Annotated in this window: 12 protein-coding genes; 1 reads left to right on the forward strand and 11 read right to left on the reverse strand. The window is 46.6% G+C overall.

All coding sequences use genetic code 11. From position 1 onward, the window contains the following. Positions 1-127 precede the first annotated feature (127 nt). The 10 genes from ACO6V5_RS06575 to ACO6V5_RS06620 form a co-directional block, all read right to left on the reverse strand. Complete coding sequence (locus tag ACO6V5_RS06575; protein WP_422412802.1) at positions 128-1,675, reverse strand: F-box/WD repeat-containing protein; 1,548 nt, start codon at positions 1,673-1,675, stop codon at positions 128-130. A 149-nt stretch (positions 1,676-1,824) separates the two neighbouring features. Further along, complete coding sequence (locus ACO6V5_RS06580; RefSeq protein WP_422412804.1) at positions 1,825-3,429, reverse strand: F-box/WD repeat-containing protein; 1,605 nt, start codon at positions 3,427-3,429, stop codon at positions 1,825-1,827. A gap of 149 nt (positions 3,430-3,578) precedes the next feature. Continuing rightward, on the reverse strand, positions 3,579-5,141 hold the full coding sequence (locus tag ACO6V5_RS06585; protein WP_422412806.1) for an F-box/WD repeat-containing protein: 1,563 nt from the start codon (positions 5,139-5,141) through the stop codon (positions 3,579-3,581). A 58-nt stretch (positions 5,142-5,199) separates the two neighbouring features. Next, positions 5,200-6,948 carry an F-box/WD repeat-containing protein gene (locus ACO6V5_RS06590; RefSeq protein WP_422412808.1) on the reverse strand — a complete coding sequence of 583 codons (1,749 nt, stop codon included), beginning with the start codon at positions 6,946-6,948 and terminating at the stop codon, positions 5,200-5,202. 176 nt (positions 6,949-7,124) lie between these two features. Then, positions 7,125-8,726: an F-box/WD repeat-containing protein gene (locus ACO6V5_RS06595; RefSeq protein WP_422133820.1), complete on the reverse strand. Its 1,602-nt coding sequence runs from the start codon at positions 8,724-8,726 to the stop codon at positions 7,125-7,127. 168 nt (positions 8,727-8,894) lie between these two features. Beyond that, positions 8,895-10,508, reverse strand: a complete 1,614-nt coding sequence (locus tag ACO6V5_RS06600; RefSeq protein WP_422412810.1) for an F-box/WD repeat-containing protein — start codon at positions 10,506-10,508, stop codon at positions 8,895-8,897. Between the two features lie 104 nt (positions 10,509-10,612). Beyond that, positions 10,613-12,208 (reverse strand): WD40 repeat domain-containing protein, encoded by a 1,596-nt coding sequence (locus tag ACO6V5_RS06605; protein ID WP_422412812.1) that lies wholly within the window; start codon positions 12,206-12,208, stop codon positions 10,613-10,615. A 91-nt stretch (positions 12,209-12,299) separates the two neighbouring features. Beyond that, entirely contained in the window at positions 12,300-13,874 is a 1,575-nt protein-coding gene (locus tag ACO6V5_RS06610; RefSeq protein WP_422412814.1) for a WD40 repeat domain-containing protein, read from the reverse strand. A gap of 155 nt (positions 13,875-14,029) precedes the next feature. Continuing rightward, positions 14,030-15,595: an F-box/WD repeat-containing protein gene (locus tag ACO6V5_RS06615; RefSeq protein WP_422412816.1), complete on the reverse strand. Its 1,566-nt coding sequence runs from the start codon at positions 15,593-15,595 to the stop codon at positions 14,030-14,032. A 186-nt stretch (positions 15,596-15,781) separates the two neighbouring features. Beyond that, complete coding sequence (locus ACO6V5_RS06620) at positions 15,782-17,347, reverse strand: F-box/WD repeat-containing protein (protein ID WP_422133813.1); 1,566 nt, start codon at positions 17,345-17,347, stop codon at positions 15,782-15,784. Between the two features lie 103 nt (positions 17,348-17,450). Between ACO6V5_RS06620 and ACO6V5_RS06625 the strand changes: the two genes are divergently transcribed. Further along, on the forward strand, positions 17,451-17,681 hold the full coding sequence (locus tag ACO6V5_RS06625; RefSeq protein WP_422133812.1) for a hypothetical protein: 231 nt from the start codon (positions 17,451-17,453) through the stop codon (positions 17,679-17,681). Here the strand turns inward: ACO6V5_RS06625 and ACO6V5_RS06630 are convergent. Beyond that, a complete protein-coding gene (locus ACO6V5_RS06630) occupies positions 17,657-19,243 on the reverse strand; it encodes an F-box/WD repeat-containing protein (RefSeq protein WP_422133811.1) in 1,587 nt (528 codons plus the stop codon). The genes ACO6V5_RS06625 and ACO6V5_RS06630 overlap by 25 nt on opposite strands. Positions 19,244-19,272 lie beyond the last annotated feature (29 nt).

Raw genomic sequence — 19,272 nt, forward strand, 5'->3', positions numbered from 1 at the left:
ATTTATCCTTGATCAACAGGGGCGTTTAAAAATTGTTTAGTCAGTCAGAGACAATTACAGAATGAAAGTTCAGAACAGGTTGGTAAGTGCAACTAACAAAATGCCTTTCGGCACATGCATGAAGGTGTTACTCAGCGACAGCAGACAATAAATGATTCCTCCGTAGTTCAGTGATTTTCACTATGCCATCGAAACCGGATGTGATCACCTGGCTGCCATCGGCGCTGAAGGAGGCCGATGAGATAGGTTCATCATGAACAATATTGGCTTTTTCTGACCATGACCCATCATCCTGCTGACCAATGATCTTCGCCGTTTTGTCATAGCTGGCAGTCACCAGATGGCGGCCATCGGGGCTGAAGGTGGCTGATAAGACCCAATCTTTATGGGAAAAGGTGGCTTTTTTTTCCCAAGAGCCATCGGCTTTTCTACCGTAAATTCTCACTGTGTTATCTTTGCTGGCAGTCACTACATAACGGCTATCGGGGCTGAAGGTGGCCGAGTTGACAGTTTTGCTGTGTTCAATGAAGAAATTTTCTTCCCATGAGCCATCGGCCTTCTTGCTATAGATTCTCGCTGTGCCATCGATATTTGCGGTGACCACATAGCGACTATCGGGACTGAGCGTGGCTGACTGGGCATTTGTATAATTGGCGATGGTACCTTCTTCTTCCCATAATCCATTGTCCTTCTGGCTATGGATTTTCACCGTTTTATCCCAGCAGGCGGTTATCATATGGCGGCCATCGGTGCTGAAAATGGCTGAATAGACAGATTTTTTATGGGGAAGGATAGCTGTTGACACCCATGATCGATCATCCTTCCGGCTATGGATTTGCGCTGTCTTATCGCAACTGGCGGTCACGACATGACAACTATCGGTGCTGAAGCTGGCTGAATTGATCTCAAGATCATGGCGAATGGTGATGTTTGCTTCCCATGATTCATTGCATCTCAGACTATATATCTTCGCCGTGCCATCATCACTGATGGTTACTACATGGTTACTATCGGGGCTGAAATTCGCTGATTCGACCCCTTTATCATGAGGAATGGTCGTTTTTATTTCCCATGTTCCATCAGGTTTGTGGCCGTAGATTTTTGCCGTACAGTCTCCGTCGGTGGTGACCAGGTATCGGTCATCAGCACTGAGCTCGGCTGAGTAAACTTCACACTTTATGTCAATGATGGCTTTAGTGACTAATTCAAAGGTTTTACATTGAGACATCAGCTCAGCCCTGGTGAAAAATAATAGAGCCGGTGAATAAACACTTGTGGGCCGGAGATTTGTAAGTGACCTGAGTAACGCCTGATCATTGGAAAACGACTCAAACCAGGCTCGGAGTTGATTCTTGTCTTTTCTGTTGATGGTCATCCTCAGTTGATTCTGGTGTGCTGAAGAAAACTGGCGATACCAGGCTTTTGCCAGTGCATTATCTTGTTTGATCAGGTCGCGAAGGCGGGTACATACCTTTTGCAAACTGCGAATATCCCGAAGTTTCAAATGGCGAAAAATCAGGGACAGTGTATCTGAGGTTAAATCCTGAAATGAAGATGTTTTTTTCTTGTCAGGAACAGTGATGGACCTGCGCGCATGTTTACGCGTTGGTGTTAGCGATAGAGCCTTAGTTTGCGTTATTGGTGGTTCAATAACGGAATCATTTATTCCATGCATGACTGCTTCCTGCAAAGTTGTTATTTATCCTTGATCAACAGGGGCGTTTAAAAATTGTTTAGTCAGTCAGAGACAATTACAGAATGAAAGTTCAGAACAGGTTGGTAAGTGCAACTAACAAAATGCCTTTCGGCACATGCATGAAGGTGTTACTCAGCGACAGCAGACAATAAATGATTCCTCCGAAGTTCAGTGATTTTCACTGTGCCATCGAAACCGGATGTGATCACCTGGCTGCCATCGGCGCTAAAGGTGGCCGATGTGACCCAGTCATCATGGACAATGTTGGCTTTTTCTGACCATGTGCCATCATCCTGTTGACCAATGATTTTCGCCGTTTTACTGGAGAAGATAGTAGTCACCACATGGCAGCCATCGGGGCTGAAGGTGGCTGATAAGACAAACCCGCTATAGGAAAAGGTGGCTTTTTCTTCCCAGACGTCATTGGCTTTTCTGCCATAAATTTTAACTGTGCGATCGTCGCTGGCAGTCACTACGTGGCGGCCATCGGGGCTGAAGGTGGCCGAGTTGAGATAATCACCGTGTTGAATGACGGTATTTTCTACCCATGATCCATCGTACTTCTTGCCATAGATTTTCGCCTTGCAATCGGTACTGGCAATGATCACATAGCAACCATCGGCGCTGAAGGTCGCTAACTCGACAACACTATCATGGGAAATGATATCTTTTTGTTCCCAGGATCCATCGCCCTTCTGGCTATAGATTATCACCGTCTTATCCTGACAGGCAGTTACCAAATGACAGCCATCAATGCTGAAAATGGCTGAAAGGAAGGCATTGTGACGGGGAAGGGTGGCTGTTAACTGCCATGATCCATCATCTTTCTGGCTATGGATTTTCGCTGTGTTAGCCAAACTGGTGATCAAGACATGTCGACTATCGGTGCTGAAGGTGGCTGATTTGATCTTACGATCATGGAAAATGGTGGTGTTTTGTTCCCATGATTCATTGCATCCCAGATCATATATCATTGCCTTGGCATCACTGGTGATAACAGCATGGCGACTATCGGGGCTGAAAATCGCTGATCTGGTGTGTCCGTAGTGGCGAATGATGATTTTTATTTCCCATGTTCCATCAGCCTTGCAGCCGTAGATTTTTGCCGAACAGTCTTTATTGGCGGTGAGCAGATAGCGGCCATCAGCACTGAGAGCGGCTGAGTCGACTCCGCTGAGGTGTACCATACGGAGGCGATCAACTTCGCTGGTGGCTGAGTTGGGTTTATAAGTTTTGTCAATGGTGGATTGAGTGACCAATTCAAATGTTTTACATTGACACATCATCTCAACCCTGTTGAAAAATAACAGGCTAGCTGAATAAACACTCGTCGTCTGGCGATCTGTGAGTGACTCGAGTAATACCTGATCATTGGAAAACGACTCAAACCAGGCTCGGAGTTGATTCTTGTCTTTTCTGTTGATGGACATCCTCAGTTGATTCTGGTGTGCTGAAGAAAACTGGCGAAACCAGGCTTTTGCCAGAGCGTTATCTTCTTTGATCAGGTCGCGAAAGCGGGTACATACCTTTTGTAAACTGCGAATATCCCGAAGTTTCAAATGGCGAAAAATCAGGGGCAGTGTCTCTGAGGCTAAATGCTGCAATGAAGGTTTCTTTTCCTCATCAGTTACAGTAATGGACCTGCCCGCATGGTTACCCGTTGGTGTTAGCGATAGAGCTTCGACTTGCGGTAGTGGTGGTTCATTAACGGAATCATTATTTATTCCATGCATGACGGGTTCCAGCAAAGTTGTTATTTATCTTTGATCAACAAGGACGGTTCAAAATTATTTAGTCAGTCAGAGACAATTTCAGAATGAAAGTTCATAACAGGTTGGTCAGTGAAACTAACAAAATTTCTTTCGGCGCATGTAGGAAGTTGTTACTCAGCAACAGCAGACAATAAATGATTCCTCCGTAATTCAGTGATTTTTACTACGCCATCCAGGCTGGTTGTGATCACCTGGCTGCCATCGGCGCTAAAGGTGGCCGATGAGATAGTGTCGTCATGGACAATGTTGGCTTTTTCTGACCATGAACCATCATCCTGCTGACCAATGATTTTTGCCGTTTTACAATACGAGGGCGTTGTCACAAGGTGGCGGCCATCAGGGCTGAAGTAGGCTGATTCGACCGAATGCTTATGGGAAAAGGTGGCTTTTTCTTCCCAAAAGCCATCGGCTTTTCTGTCGTAAATTTTCACTGTACGATCTTTACTGGCGGTCACTACATGACGGCTATCGGGGCTGAAAACGGCCGAGTTGACAGTTTTCCTGTGTTGAATGATGCTATTTTCTTCCCATGATCCATCGGCTTTCTTCTCACAGATTTTCGCATTGCCATCAGCACTGGCTGTAACCAAATAGCAACCATCGACACTGAAGGTGGCTGACATGACAGGAGCATTATGAGTAATGACACCTTCTACTTCCCATAATCTATCGTCTCTCTGGCTAAGGATTTTTGCCATTTTATCGTCGCAGGCGGTCACAACATGGCGGGCATCGGTGCTGAAAAAGGCTGAATAGACAGGTATGTAATCGGGAAGGGGAAGAGTGGCTGTTAACTGCCATGATCTATCATCGTCGTTCCGGCTATGGATTTGCGTTGTGCCATCATAACAGGCGGTCAAGACATGTCGACTGTCGGTGCTGAAGCTGGCTGACTGGATGCCTGCATCATGGGAAATGGTAGTGTTTGGTTGCCATGATTCATCGTACTCCCGATTAACTATCTTTACTGTGTAATCAGCACCGGCAGTCAGTAGATGGTGACTATCGGGGCTAAAAATCGCTGATTTGACCAATCTGTTATGGGTAATGGAGGTTATTTTTCCCCAGGTTCCATCAGCCTTTTGGCGGTAGATTTTTGCCGTATGGTCGCCATTGGCGGTGACCAGATAGCGGCCATCGGCACTGAGGTCTGCTGAGTAGACTTTACACTTTAGACTAATGGTGGCTTTAGAGACTAATTCAAAGGTTTTACATTGAGACATCAGCTCAGCCCTGGTGAAAAATAATAGAGCAGGTGAATAGACGCTCGTCGGCTGACGATCTGTGAGAGACTTGAGTAACGCCTGATCATTCGTAAACGACTCAAACCAGGCTCGGAGTTGATTATTATCTTTTCCGGTGATGGACATCCTCAGTTGATTCTGGTGTGCTGAAGAAAACTGGCGAAACCAGGCTTTTGCCAGAGCGTTATCTTCTTTGATCAGGTCGCGAAAGCGAGTACATACCTTTTGTAAACAACGAATATCCCGAAGTTTCAAATGGCGAAAAATCAGAGACAGCGTATCTGAGCTTAAATCCTGAAATGAAGATTTTTTTTCCTTGTCAGGGACAGTAATAGACCTGCCCGCACTATTACCCGTTGGTGTTAGCGATAGAGCTTCGATTTGCGGTAGTGGTGGTTCATTAACGGAATCATTATTTATTCCATGCATGACGGGTTCCTGCAAAGTTGTTATTTATCTTTGATCAACAAGGAGGGTTCAAAATTATTTAGTAGTCAGAGACAATTTCAGAATGAAAGTTCATAACAGGTTGGTCAGTGAAACTAACAAAATTTCTTTCGGTACATTCAGGATGGTGCCACTCAGTGACATCAAACAATATATGATTCCTCCGAAGTTCAGTGATTTTCACTATGCCATCCAGACTGGCTGTGATCACCAGGCTACCCTCGGCGCTGAAGGTGGCCGATATGATCCTTTCATCATGGGTAATGGAGGCTTTTTCTGACCATGACCCATCATCCCGCTGACCAACGATGATCGCCGTTTTGTGATAAAACACCATATGTCGGCCATCAGGGCTGAAGGTGGCTGATAAGCCCAGAAACTGACAGAGTGTCGCAAAACCTTTGGTTCCCACGCTCTGGCGTGGAAACCCATACCTTATCTTACCAGGGCGAAAGGTGGTTTCTCTTTCCCAGGTGCCACTGGCTGTTCTGTCGTAAATTCTCACTGTGCCATCGTCGCTGGCAGTCACTAAATGGCGGCTATCGGGGCTGAAGGTGGCCGAGTGGACAGTTTCCCTGTGTTCAATGATGAAATTTTCTTCCCATGATCCATCTTCCTTCTTGGTATAGATTTTCGCCTTGCCATCCTGACTGGCGGTGACCACATAGTTACCATCGGCGCTGAAGGTGGCTGACAGGACAGCCTCTCTATGGGGAATGGCTTTTTTTACTTTCCATGATCCGTTCTTCTGGCTGTAGATTCTCGCCGAGTGATCCCAGCAGGCAGTGACCAGATGACTGCCATCGGTGCTGAAACTGGCTGAAAAGACTGCATCGTTATGGGGAAGGGTGGCCGTTAACTGCCATGATCCATCATCTTTCTGGCTATGGATTTTCACTGTTTTATCGCAACTGGCGGTCACCAGCTGTCGGCTATCGGTGCTGAAGGTGGCTGATCTGACGGAAGCATAATGGCGAATGGTGGTGTTTGGTTCCCATGATTCATCGCACCTCAGATCATATATCTTCGCCTTGCCACTCCCGCCGGCAGTAACCAGATGTTGAGTATTGGGGCTGAAAGTTACTGATCCGACCCCTCCACCATGAGGAATGATGGTTTTTATTTCCCATGTTCCATCAGGCTTGTGGCCGTAGATTTTTGCTGTACAGTCTCCATTGCCGGTGACCAGATAGCGGCCATCAGCACTGAGGCAGGCTGAGTAGATTTTATTCTTGTGTGGTATATCGTCGCGTTCTTCATCGCTGGTGGCTGAGTTTGCTTTATACGTTTTGTCAATGGTGGCTTTAGTGACTGGTTCAAAGGTTTCACATTGAGACATCAGCTCTGCTCTGGTGAAAAATAATAGAGCAGGTGAATAAACACTTGTGGGCTGGCGATCTGTGAGAGACTTGAGTAACGCCTGATCATTAGAAAATAATTCAAACCAGGCCCGGAGTTGATTCTTGTCTTTTGTGTTGATGGACATCCTCAGTTGATTCTGGTGTGCTGAAGAAAACTGTCGAAACCAGGCTTTTGCCAGTGTGTTATCTTCTTTGATAACGTCGCGAAGGCGGGTACATACCTTTTGTAAACTGCGAATATCCCGAAGTTTCAAATGGCGAAAAATCAGGGACAGCGTATCTGAGGCTAAATCCTGAAATGAAGATTTTTTTTCCTTGTCAGTTACAGCAACAGACCTGCCCGCACTATTACCGGTTGGTGTTAGCGATAGAGTTTGGGTTTGCGTTATTGGTGGTTTAATAACGGAATCATTATTTATTACATGCATGACTGTTCCTGCAAAGTTGTTATTTATCCTTAATTAACAGGGGTGTTTAAAAATTATCTAGTCAGTCAGACACAGTTTCAGAATGAAAGTTCAGAACAGGTTGGTAAGTGCAACTAACAAAATGACTTTCGGTGCATGCAGGATAGTGTGATTGAGATAGTGTGATTGAGATAGTGTCACTCAGTGACAGCAGACAATAAATTATTCCTGCGCAGTTCAGTGATTTTCACTATGCCATTCCAACTGGCGGTGACCACATGGCTGCCATCGGCGCTAAAGGTGGCCGATAAGACCCAGTCGTCATGGGCAATGGTGGCTTTTTCTGACCAGGAACCATCATCCTGCTGACCAATGATTTTCGCCGTTTTGTCATGACTGGCAGTCACCAGATGGCGGCCATCAGGGCTGAAGGTGGCTGATAAGACCGAATTCTTATGGGAAAAGGTGGCTTTTTCTTCCCAAAAACCATCGGTTTTTCGGCCATATATTTTCACTGTGCCGTCGTTGCTGGCAGTCACCAGATGGCGGCCATCGGGACTGAAGCTGGCCGAGTTGACAGTTTGCGTGTGTTGAATAATGGTATTTTCCTGCCATGATCCATCGGTTTTCTTCTCATAGATTTTCGCCTTGTAATCCATACTGGCGCTGACCACATAGCAACCATCGCTACTGAAGCTGGCTGACAGGACGGCACGATCATGGGGAATGGCATCTTTTTCCTCCCAGGGTCGATCAGCCCTCTGGCTATAGATCTTCGTCGTCTTATCGTTACAGGCGGTTACCAAATGGCTGCCATCGGTGCTGAAAGTGGCTGAACGGACTGAAGAGTTATGGGGAAGGGTGGCTGTTAACTGCCATGATCCATCGTCCTTCCGGCTATGGATTTTCGTTGTGTTATCCGAACCGGCGGTCACCAGATGACGGCAATCGCTGCTGAAGCTGGCTGAATTGATGAGACCATCATGGCGAATGATGGTGTTTGGTTGCCATGATTGATCGCACCCCAGATCATATATCCTCGCCTTTCCATTCAAACTGACGGTGACTAAATGGTGACTATCGGGGCTGAAAAGGGCTAACTCGACCCATGCGTCATGGGCAAGGGTGGTTTTTTTTTCCCATGTTCCACCGGGCTTTTGGGCGTATATTTTCGCCGTTTTGTCGCCATTGGCGGTGACCAGATACTGGCCATCGGCACTGAGGTCGATTGAGTTGACTTGATTGAGGCCTGCTAAACGGTTGCATTCCTCAGTGCTGCTGGCTGAGTTGGCTTTATACGTTTTATCAATGGTGGCTTTAGTCAATAATTTAAACGTTTCACATTCAGACATCAGCTTAGCCCTGGTGAAAAATAACAGACCGGCTGAATAAACACTCTTCGGCCGGCGATTTGTGAGTGACTTGACTAATGCCCTGTCATTCGAAAACGACCTGAGCCACGCACGGAGTTGATGCTTGTTTTTTGTCCTGATGCTCATCCTTAGTTGTTGCTGGTGTGGTAAAGAAAACTGGCGATACCAGGCTTTTACCAGAGCCTTATCTTCTTTAATGACGTCGCGAAGGCGGGTACATACCTTTTGTAAACTGCGAATATCCCGAAGTTTTAAATGGCGAAAAATCAGGGACAGTGTATCTGAGGCTAAATCCTGCAATGAAACTGTTTTTTTTTTCTTATCAGTTACAGTGATGGACCTGTACCCATGGTTACCCGTTAGTGCCAGCGATTGATCTTGCGTTAGTGGTGCTTTAATACCGGGATTGTTATTTATTCTTTGCATCTCTGGTTCCTGCAAGTGCTATTTATCTCCGATCAACAAGAACGTTTAAAAAATTAATAAGTACCTGGTTAGGTACTTACGTCAGTTGGAGAAATTTTCAGAATGAAAGTTCATAACAGGTTGTTAAGTGCAACTAACAAAATTTCTTTCGACACATGCAAGAGGGTGTTACTCAGTGACAACAGGCAATGAACGATTCTTTCGTAGTTCAGTGATTATCACTGTGCCATCCTCACTGGCTGTGATCACCTGGCTGCAATCGGTGCTAAAGGCGGCCGATGAGATCTTGCCATCATGGGTAATGGTGGCTTTTTCTAACCATGACCCGTCATCCTGCTGAGCGATGATTTTCACTGTTTTGTCTCTGCTGGCAGTCACCAGATGGCGACCGTCAGGGCTGAAGGTCGCTGATAAGGCCCAATTCTTATGGGAAAAGGTGGCTTTCTCTTCCCAAAGGCCATTGGCTTTTCGAGCGTAGATTTTCACCGTGCCATCGTTGCTGGCAGTGGCTAGATGGCGGCCATCGGGGCTGAAAGTGGCTGTGTTGACGACTCTGGTGTGTTTAATGGTGGTAATTTTTTTCCATGATCCGTCGGCCTTCTTGATAAAGATTCTTGCCTTGCAATCCCTACTGGCGGTGACCAGATAGCGGCCATTGGGGCTGAACCTGGCTGATATGACAATACCTTTATGGGGAATGGAGTCTTTTTCTTGCCATGAAAATCCATCAGCCCCCAGGCTATGAATTTTCACCGTTTTATCATGACAGCCCGTTACCAAGAGACAGTCATCAGTGCTGAAATTGGCTGAATAGACACCAGACCCGTGGGGAAGGATGGCTGTATATTGCCATGATTCATCATCCTTCAGGCTATAGATTTTCGCTGTGCAATCCCAACTGGCGGTCACCACATGTTGACTATTGGTGCTGAAGGCGGCTGATTTGATGCGTTCATTATGGTGAATGGTGGTTTTTGGTTCCCATGATCCATCGGACCCCAGGGCACATATCTTCGCCTTGTAATTCAAACAGATGGTGAGTAAATGTTGACTATCGGGGCTGAAAATGACTGACTCGACCCGGTTTTCATGGGGAATAGTGGTGTTTATTTCCCATATCCCATCCGCATTGCGGGCGTAGACTTTTACCCTATAGTCTCCATTGGCGGTAACCAGATAGCGGCCATCAGCACTGAGGGCGGCTGAATACACTTTAGCGAGGAATTCTATCGGCAGGTGATCAGGAGTGTCGATGGCAGAGTTGGCATGATAAGTTTTATCAAAGATGGCTTTAGTGACCAGTTCATAGCTTTCACATTTAGACATCAGCTCTGCCCTGGTGAAAAATAACAGATCAGTTAAATCAACACTTTCTGGCCGACAATCTGTGAGCGAATTGAGTAACGCCTGATCATTAGAAAACGACTCAAGCCAGGCACGGAGTTGATCCTTGTCTTTTGCATTAATGGTCATCCTCAGTTGCTTCTGGTGTGGTGATGAAAACTGGCTAAACCAGGCTTTTGCCAGAGTGTTATCTGTTTTGATAAGGTCGCGAAGGCGGACACATACCTTTTGTAAACTGCGAATATCCCGAAGTGTTAAATGGCAAAAAATCCTGGATAGTGTATCTGAGGATAAAGCCAGCAATGAAGATTGTTGTCTTATTTTCTTATCGGCTACAGAGACGGACCTACCCGCATTCCTGCCCACTGGTGCTAACAATCGATCTCGGGCTCGCTTTAGTCGAGGTTTAATACCGGGATTATTATTTATTCCATGCATGACTGTTTCCCACAAGGTTGATATTTATCCTTGATTAACAAGAACGGTTAAAAATCATTTATTTAGTTGGAGACATTTTCGGAACGAAAGTTCATAACAGCTTGTTAAGTGCAACTGACAAAGTTTCTTTCGGTGCATGCAGGAGGGTGTCTTTTGGTGACAGCAGACAACGAATGATACCAAAGCAGTTCAGTGATTCTCACGCTGGCATCCCAACCGGCGGTGATCACACGATGGCCATCGTCGTTAAAAGTCGCTGATGATATCCAGTTAAAATGGGCAATGCTGGCTATTTCTGACCATGAGCCATCGGCCTTCTGAGCAATGATTTTGGCCGATGAGTCACCGCTGGCAGTCACAATATGGCGGCCATCAGGGCTGAAGATGGCTGATATGACCCAGGCCCTATGATAAAAGATGGCTTTTCTTTCCCATGAACCATCGGCTTTTCTGCCGTAAATTTTCACTGTGTGATCTTTGCTGGCAGTGACTACATGACGGCTATCCGGGCTGAAGTTGGCTATCTTGACATGATCCTTGTGGTCAATGATGGCCTTTACTTCCCATAAACCTTTGTCGTTCTTACCGCAGATTTTCGCGGTGTGATCCCTGCTGGCAGTGACCACATAGCGGTTATCGAGACTGAAGCTGGCTGAATTGACTATGTCATTATGGTGAATGATGGCTTCTAATTTCCATGGTTCATTGTCCTTCCGGGAATGGATTTTCGCTGTTTTATCCCAACTGGCGGTGACCACATGGCGGCCATCGCTGCTGAAGGTAGCTGATTGGACAAAATCATCATGGCAAAAGGTGGCTGTTAATTGCCATGATCCATCGTCCTTCTGGCAATGGATTTTCGCTGTCTTGTCCCAACTGGCGGTCAACACGTGGCGGCTATCGGCACTGAAGGTGGCTGATTGCACCGAATACTCATGGGTAATGATGGCTTTTTGTGTCCATGATTTATCGCACCCCAGACCATATATTTTTGCCGTACCATCATAACAGGCAGTCACCAGATGTTGACCATCGAGGCTGAAACTGATTGAGTTGAGGTCATGGTTGTGTGAAATGAGGACTTTTTGTGTCCATGATCCATTGGCCTCCCTGGCGTAGATTCTCGCCATATCACTGGCGGTAGCCAGATGGCGGCCATCGGCACTGAGGGCGGCTGAGTTGATAGTTCTCTCTTCCTCGATGATGGAATTTGTTACCAGTTTAATCCTTTCATCATGAGACATCAGCTTGGCCCTGGTGAAATACAAGAGAGCAGGAAAATAAACACTTTCCCGTCGCCCCACCAGTGAATTGACTAACTCTTTGTCATTCGAAAACGACTGCAACCAATCACGGAGCTGATAGTCATTTTTTCTGCTGATGGTCATGCTCAGTTGATGCTGATGGGGTGAAGGAAACCGGCGATACCAGGCTTTTGCCAGAGCGTTATCCTGTTCGACAAGATCGCGAAGGTAAATACATACCTGTTGTAAACTGCGAATATCCCTAAGCTTCAAATAACGAAAAACCCTGGAAAGAGATAATAAGGTTAAATGCTGCAGTGAAGGTTTTTCATTGTTTTCTGTGTCAGTCAGACTGATGGTTCTGCCCGCACGGGTAGCCCCATCTGTTCTTGATTGAGCTTGCACAGGTGGTGAATAAAAGCCTTCAATGCTGGAGTTATTACCTATCCCATTCATGGTTTGTTCCCAGAGACTGAGTATTTATCCTTGATTAACAATTACCATTGAGCTGGTTAATTGCCGAATGGCGTCTCTCAGTGAACAGCATTCAATTATTTCTCTGAAGTTCATTGATTTGCACTGTTCCATCCCAACTGGCGGTTACCACATAGCGATTATCGGCGCTAAAGTTGGCTGTCGTAATCCTGTCATAATCGCTGATGCTGGCTCTTTCTGACCATGACCCATCGATCGCCTGAGCAATAATTTTTACTATACCGTTATCGCAAGCCGTCGCTATAAGTTGGCCATCAAGGCTGAAGGTGGCAGAACACACAGCGTCAGAATGTTCAATCACGGCTTTTATTTGCCATGATTCATTAGCGTCCAGGTAGTAAATTTTCACTGTACCATCATGACTGGCAGTCACTATATGGCGGCTATCGGGGCTGAAGGCAGCTGAGTTGACAGAATCCTCGTGGTCAATGGTGGCTATTTGTACCCATAATCCATTGCTATCCCTGGTAAAGATTTTCGCCTCTTTGTCTCTGCTGGCAGTCACTACATAGCGGTCATCGGGGCTGAAGCTGACTGAATTGATCGTTTTTTTATGGGAAATGATACCTTCTAAGTCCCAGGATCCATCGGTCTTCCGGCTATGGATGTTCGCTGTGTGATTCCCCCAGGTGATTACCAAATGGTTGCCATCGGTGCTGAAGGTGGCAGATATCTCATTGGCGTCATCGGCCCTCATGAATTTACATGATTCGATAGGATCCCGGGAAAGGCTGGCTGTTACTGCCCATGATCCATCGTCCATCCGGCTATGGATTTTCGCTGTGTGATCCCGAAAGACGGTTATCACATGGCAGCCATCGCTGCTGAAAGCGGCTGATTGGACAATACCATCATTGCGCAGGGTGAGGGTGGTTGATAATGCCCATGATTCATCGGACCCCAGGCTATATATTTTCGCCGTGCAATCGCTGCTGATTGTTAGCAAATGCAGACCATCAGGGCTGAACATGGGTGGTTTGACCCTGCAGTTATGGGGAATGCTGGTTTTTTTTACCCATGATCCAACACTCTTATGGTCATAGATAGTTGCCTCATGGTTATCATTGGCAGTCACAAGATGACGGCCATCGACGCTGAGGGCGGCTGAGTTGATCAAACTATTTTCGTGAATAGTGGCTTCTGTATTCAGATTAAATGTTTCACATTGAGACATTAGCCGGGTTCTGGTGAAATATAACAGCGCAGGCGAATAATCGCTCTCCAGCGAGAGATTTGCCATTGACTCGGCTAACGCCTTATCTTCCATAAAGGGCTTCAACCAATCACGAATTTGATTCCTGTCTTTTGCATTGATGGCCGTATTCAGTTGCTGCTGGTGTGCTGAAGAAAACTGGCTATACCAGGCTTTTGCCAGAGCATTCTGTTCTTTGAAAGCCGTTCCAAGGCGCTCGCGTGTCAGTGTTGTATTGTCAATATCTCTAAGCTGCAAACAGCGAAAAATCATGGAAGGTGAGAATAAAGACAGTAGTGATGGTCTTTGCTTTTTTTCCTCACCAGCAACAGTGACGCTCCTGCCCGCGCTGTCATTCGCTGGTGTTGCCAGTCGAGCTAGCTTTGGTGGTGAGACCTGACCTTCAACGAAGGGATTATTATCTATTCCGTGCATGTCTGACTCCTGAAAAATTTGGAATTATCTTCGTCCAATAGAGACGTTCGAAAGTTAATCATTCAGGTTAGAAACTGTTTCGGAATGATAAGTTCAAAACATTGTGTTAAGTGCAACTAACAAAGTTTCTGTCTTTTCGCCTGCGCAGAAAGATGTCAGACAATGACAGCAGGTAATGAATCATTCATCCGTAGTTCAGTGATTTGCACCTCACAGTCCCTGCCGGCAGTAATCACATGGCTGCCATCGGCGCTGAAGGTAGCATATAAGACGTTGCCTTTGTGGTAAATTCTGGCTTTTTCTGACCATGATCCATCGTCGTTCTGGCCGATGATTTTCGCCGTTCCGTCCCAGCTGGCAGTGACCAGATGGCGACTATCAGGGCTGAAGCTGGCTGAATTGACCCCATCGTCATGGTTAAAGGTGGCTTTTTTTATCCATTTTTCATCAGCGTTCAGGTAATAGATTTTCACCGTGCAGTCGTTACTGGCAGTGAGCACGTAATGGCCATCGGGACTGAAGTTGGCTGACTTGACAGCACAATCGTGTTCAATGGTGATTTCTGGCAGCCATGACCCATCGGCCTGCCTGCCATAGATTTTCGCTGTGAAATCACGGCTGGCGGTCACGATATAGTGACTGTCCGGGCTGAAGTTGCCCGTGTAGACGAGACTTTTATGGGGAATGATACCTTTCACTTCCCATGATCCATCGGTCTTCTGACTGTGTATTTTTGCTGTGTAATCAAAACCCGCTGTGACCAGATGGCAGCCATCGGCGCTGAGGGCGGCTGATTCGATACGTGCATTATGGGAAAGGGTGGTTGGTAATTCCCATGATCCATCGTCTTTCAGGCCATGGATCATCGTCGTTCCGTCCCTGCTGGTAGTCAAGACATGGCGCTCATCGGCAATGAAGCTTAATGAATGACGATTATTTGCAAGGGTCGCTTTATGTTTCCATGACCCATCAGCCTCCTTGTCATAGATTTTCACTGTGCCATCGCTACAGGCGGTCAACACACGGTCACCATCGAGGCTAAAAATAACTGAGTTGACCCAGTCCTCATGGGGAATGGTGGTTATATTTTCCCATGATCCGTCAGTCTTATAAACGTAGATTTGCGGCGTTCTTTCTCTTGGGTCTTCAGCGACGGTTACCATATGGCGGCCGTCAACACTGAGGAGAGCTGTTCTGATAGCCCTGTCTTCCTTGATGGTGGCTTTATTAACCAATTTAAAGGTTTTACACTCGGACATCAGCCTGGTCTTGGTGAAATATAACCGTGCAGGTAAATAAACACTCTCAGGTTTGCAATCTTTGAACGACGTCAGTACCGCCTCATCATTAGTAAATGACTGCAACCAGGCACGGAGTTGATTCCCATTTTTTGTATTGATGGTTTTCCTGAGTTGATACTGGTGTGGTGAAGAAAACTGTCGATACCAGGCTTTTGCCAGAGCGTTATCTTCGTTGATAAGGTCGCGAAAGCGGGTACATACTTTTGTTAAGCTGCTAACATCCCGAAACTTCAAATGGGAAAAAATCATGGAAAGTGATAATGAAGATAAAACCTGCAATGAAGGTTTATTCTCGATTTCCTTGTCGGGTTCAATGACGCTCCTGCCCGCGCAGATAACCTTTGGTGTTTCCAAACGAACTTGCCCGGGTGGTGGTGAGTGTGAACCATCGGTGCTCGATTTATTATCTATTCCATGCATGTTTTATTTCCCTGAAAGTGAATACTTATCCCTGATTGGCAAAGACGTCCAATATTGATTCAGGTAGTTAGAATCGGATTTAGAGGGAAAGTTCATGACATGTTGTTTAGTTCAACTAACAAAAACAGGACTCTGATTCCGGACAATGGTTAATAATTTCTATCTTTCAACGCAGGCAGAATGGCGTCACTCAGTGACGCTAAACAATGAATGATTCTTCCGCAGTTCAGTGATTTTGACCGAGCGGTTGCTGGCGACGCTTACCACATATTGGCCATCGGTGCTGAAGCTGGCTGAGTTGATCCAGCAGCCATCCTTGTGGGAAATGCAGGCTTTTTCTAACCATGTCCCATCGTCCTTTTTGCCAATGATTTTCGCTGTTCCGTCATTGCCTGCGGTCACTACATTCCGGCCATCAGGGCTGAAAATGCCTGAGAAGACTCCCTGTTCATGGACAATGTTGGCTTCTGGCTGCCATGATCCATCGGCTCTCTGGCTATGGATTTTTACCGTGCCTTCCAAACTGGCAGTTACCACATAGCGGCTATCGGGGCTGAAGTTGGCTGTGAGCACACGGCTAATATGGTGAATGGTGTCTTCTGGTTCCCATGACCCATCGGCCTTTTGGCCATTGATTTTTGCCGTTTTATCCATACTGGCGGTCACCACATGGCGGCCATCGGGACTGAAGGCGGCTGAGATGACCATATCAAAATGGGGAATGGTAGCTTTTTCTCGCCATGATCCATCGGTCTGCTGAGTATGGATTTTCGCCGTGTCAACTAAACACGCGGTTATTAGGTGGTAGCCATCGGGGCTGAAAGTAGCAAATATGATCGGACTGTTCGTGAGTATAGTGGCTTCACTTTCCCAGGACCCATCGTCCTTGAGGCCATAGATTTTCGCCGACATATCGGAACTGGCGGTCACCACACGGCGGCCATCGGTGCTGAAGGTGGCTGATTGGACTTTTTTGGTATGGGAAATGCGGCCCACTGGTTCCCAGGACCTGTCGGCCTTAAGGCCGTAAATTATAGCCGTGCCATCTTTACTGGCAGTCACCACATGGTCACCAGAGGGGCTGAAGCTGGCAGAAGTGACCGCTTTGGCATGAGGAAAGATGGCCTCTGGTTGCCATGATCCGTCAGGCTTATTGACGAAGATTTTTGCTGAGTCATTAATACAGGTGGTGATCATATGGCGGCCATCAACACTGAGGCTGGCTGAAGTTACCTGTTCATTTTTCTTAATCTTTGATGCTGTAACTAATTTAAACGTTTTACATTCAGACATCAGTTTACTCTTGGTGAAAAAAAACAGAGCCGGTACATAAACTTCCTCCGGGTTGCGGTCTGCCAGTGATTTCACCAGTGCCTGATCACTGGTAAACGACTCAAACCAATCATAAAGTTGATTCTTGTTTTTTGCAGTCATAGACATCTTCAGTTGGTACTGGTGTGACGAAGAAAACCGACGATACCAGGCTTTTGCCAGAGCATTATCTTCTTTGACAACCTTGTGAAGGAAGTTACATACCTGTTCTAAACTGCGGATATCCCGGAGCTGCAGATAACGAAAAATCCTGGAAAATGCTAATGAGGGTAATTTCCGCAATGAAGGTTGATCCTCCATTTTCTCGTCAGGTACCCTGATACTCCTGCCCGCATAGGTACCCCTTGGTGTTTCCATACGAACTTGCTCAGGTGGTAAGAGCGAAACTTGAGTTCTGGCGTTATTATCTGTTCCATTCATATTTTTTTCTCTGAAAGCAGGTAGCTATCCTCGATGAGCAACGATGTTCAATATTCATCCAGCTGCTTAGAGTTGGTTTTAGAATGAAAGTTCATGACATCTGGTGAAGTTTCTCGTCATTCCCGCGAAAGCGGGAATCCACACTGACTCACCACCAGAACCATACTGCCCGGTGCCCCCCGGCCTTGTCATCCCCGAGAAGGCAGAGACCCACTGTTGGCGCTGGATTCCCGCCTTCGCGGGAATGACGACTTCAGAGCGTGAGAACGAGCTGTTGAAGTTTTGCGACACCCTCTTGAGTAAGAAAAATCACAAGATGGTACAGATACGCTGAAGAAGGGGTGGGGCAGCAGGCAATAAATCACTCCACTGTAGTTCAGTGATTATCACCTTGTTGCCACCAGCGGTCACCACATGACTGCCACCGTCGCTAAAACTGGCTGACATAACCCGGTATCCATGGGAAATGCGGGCTTTTTCTAACCATGACCCATCGCGCTGCAGACCAATGATTTTCGCTGTGCCATCATTACTGGCGGTCACCAAATGGCGGCCATCAGGGCTGAAGGCCGCTGAGCTGACAGGATCATTATGTTTAAAGGTGGCTTTTATTACCCATGATCCATTGTTTTTCTGGCGATGGATTTTCACTGTATTATCCCAACTGGTGGTGACCACATGGTGGTTATCGGGGCTGAAGGTGGCTGATAGAACCGTGTGATCATGGGAAATACAGGCTATTTCTAACCATGAGCCATCGGGCTGCTGACTAATGATTTTCGCCGTGCCATCTTCGCTGGCAGTCACCAGGTGGCGGCCATCAGGGCTGAAGGTGGCTGAACTGACACGATTCTGATGGTTAAAAGTGAAGGCTGCTTCTTCCCATGATCCATCGGTTTTCTGGCGATGTATTTTCACTGTCTTGTCCCAACTGGCGGTGGCTACATGGTGGCCATCGGGGCTCAAGTTGCCTGAGTAAACAGCTTCATTATGGAAAAATGTGGCTGTCAATTGCCATGATCCATCGTCCTTCCGGCTATGGATTTGCGCCGTTCTGTCCGAACTGTTGGTTATCACATGGCGGCCATTGCTGCTAAAGCTGGCTGCCAGAACCGAGTCATTATGGAAAATGCAGGCTTTTTCTGACCATGATCCATCGCACCCCAGACGGTATATTTTCGCTGTGCCATCCCAACTGGCGGTTAACACTTGCTCCCCATCGGGGCTGAAAATAGCTGAGACGACCCTTCTTCCATGGGGAATGGTGGTGTTTGTTTCCCATGATCCATCAGCCATGCGGCGGTAGATTTTTGCTGTATAATCGAAACTGGCGATTAACAGATGGCGGCCATCGACACTGAGGGCGGCTGAGTCGACACATTCATTTGCGTGAATGGTATCTTTTCTCACCAAATTAAATATTTTATATTCGGACATCAGCCTGGCTCTGGTGAAATATAACTGAGCAGGCACAGAAGCCCCCACCGGGTTGAGGTCTGTGAGTGACTTCAACAATGTCTGATTATTCGTGAACGACTTTAACCAATCACGGAGTTGAGTAGCATCTTTTGTTTTGATGGCTGTTCTTAGTTGATACTGCTGTGGTGAAGGAAACTGACGGTACCAGGCTTTTGCCAGAGCCTTATCCTCTTTGACAGCCTCGTGAAGAAAGGTACAGGTACGTTCTATGCTGCGGATATCCCTAAGCTCCAAATATGAAAAAATCATGGAAAGTGATAATGGGGATAAAAACTGCAATGAAGGTTTATCCTTTCTTTTCTGGTCAGGTACCCTGACCCTCCTGTCTGCATGGTTACCCTCTGGTGTTTGCAATTGAGCTCGCTTGGGAGGCGAGTGTGAAACTTCAATTCTGGGGTTATTGTCTATTCCATTCATATTTTTTTCTCTGAAAGCAGGTACGTATC

Origin of the sequence: Endozoicomonas sp. ALD068 (genome assembly GCF_049310145.1) — a bacterium.
Lineage (GTDB): Bacteria > Pseudomonadota > Gammaproteobacteria > Pseudomonadales > Endozoicomonadaceae > Endozoicomonas_A.

What these genes read in the sequence shown, in the direction of transcription:
- ACO6V5_RS06575 (WP_422412802.1), bottom strand. Translation starts at nt 1,675, where the DNA reads ATGCATGGAATAAATGATTCCGTTATTGAACCACCAATAACGCAAACT.
- ACO6V5_RS06630 (WP_422133811.1), bottom strand. Translation starts at nt 19,243, where the DNA reads ATGAATGGAATAGACAATAACCCCAGAATTGAAGTTTCACACTCGCCT.
- ACO6V5_RS06620 (WP_422133813.1), bottom strand. Translation starts at nt 17,347, where the DNA reads ATGAATGGAACAGATAATAACGCCAGAACTCAAGTTTCGCTCTTACCA.
- ACO6V5_RS06590 (WP_422412808.1), bottom strand. Translation starts at nt 6,948, where the DNA reads ATGCATGTAATAAATAATGATTCCGTTATTAAACCACCAATAACGCAA.
- ACO6V5_RS06600 (WP_422412810.1), bottom strand. Translation starts at nt 10,508, where the DNA reads ATGCATGGAATAAATAATAATCCCGGTATTAAACCTCGACTAAAGCGA.
- ACO6V5_RS06595 (WP_422133820.1), bottom strand. Translation starts at nt 8,726, where the DNA reads ATGCAAAGAATAAATAACAATCCCGGTATTAAAGCACCACTAACGCAA.
- ACO6V5_RS06610 (WP_422412814.1), bottom strand. Translation starts at nt 13,874, where the DNA reads ATGCACGGAATAGATAATAATCCCTTCGTTGAAGGTCAGGTCTCACCA.
- ACO6V5_RS06615 (WP_422412816.1), bottom strand. Translation starts at nt 15,595, where the DNA reads ATGCATGGAATAGATAATAAATCGAGCACCGATGGTTCACACTCACCA.
- ACO6V5_RS06580 (WP_422412804.1), bottom strand. Translation starts at nt 3,429, where the DNA reads ATGCATGGAATAAATAATGATTCCGTTAATGAACCACCACTACCGCAA.
- ACO6V5_RS06585 (WP_422412806.1), bottom strand. Translation starts at nt 5,141, where the DNA reads ATGCATGGAATAAATAATGATTCCGTTAATGAACCACCACTACCGCAA.
- ACO6V5_RS06605 (WP_422412812.1), bottom strand. Translation starts at nt 12,208, where the DNA reads ATGAATGGGATAGGTAATAACTCCAGCATTGAAGGCTTTTATTCACCA.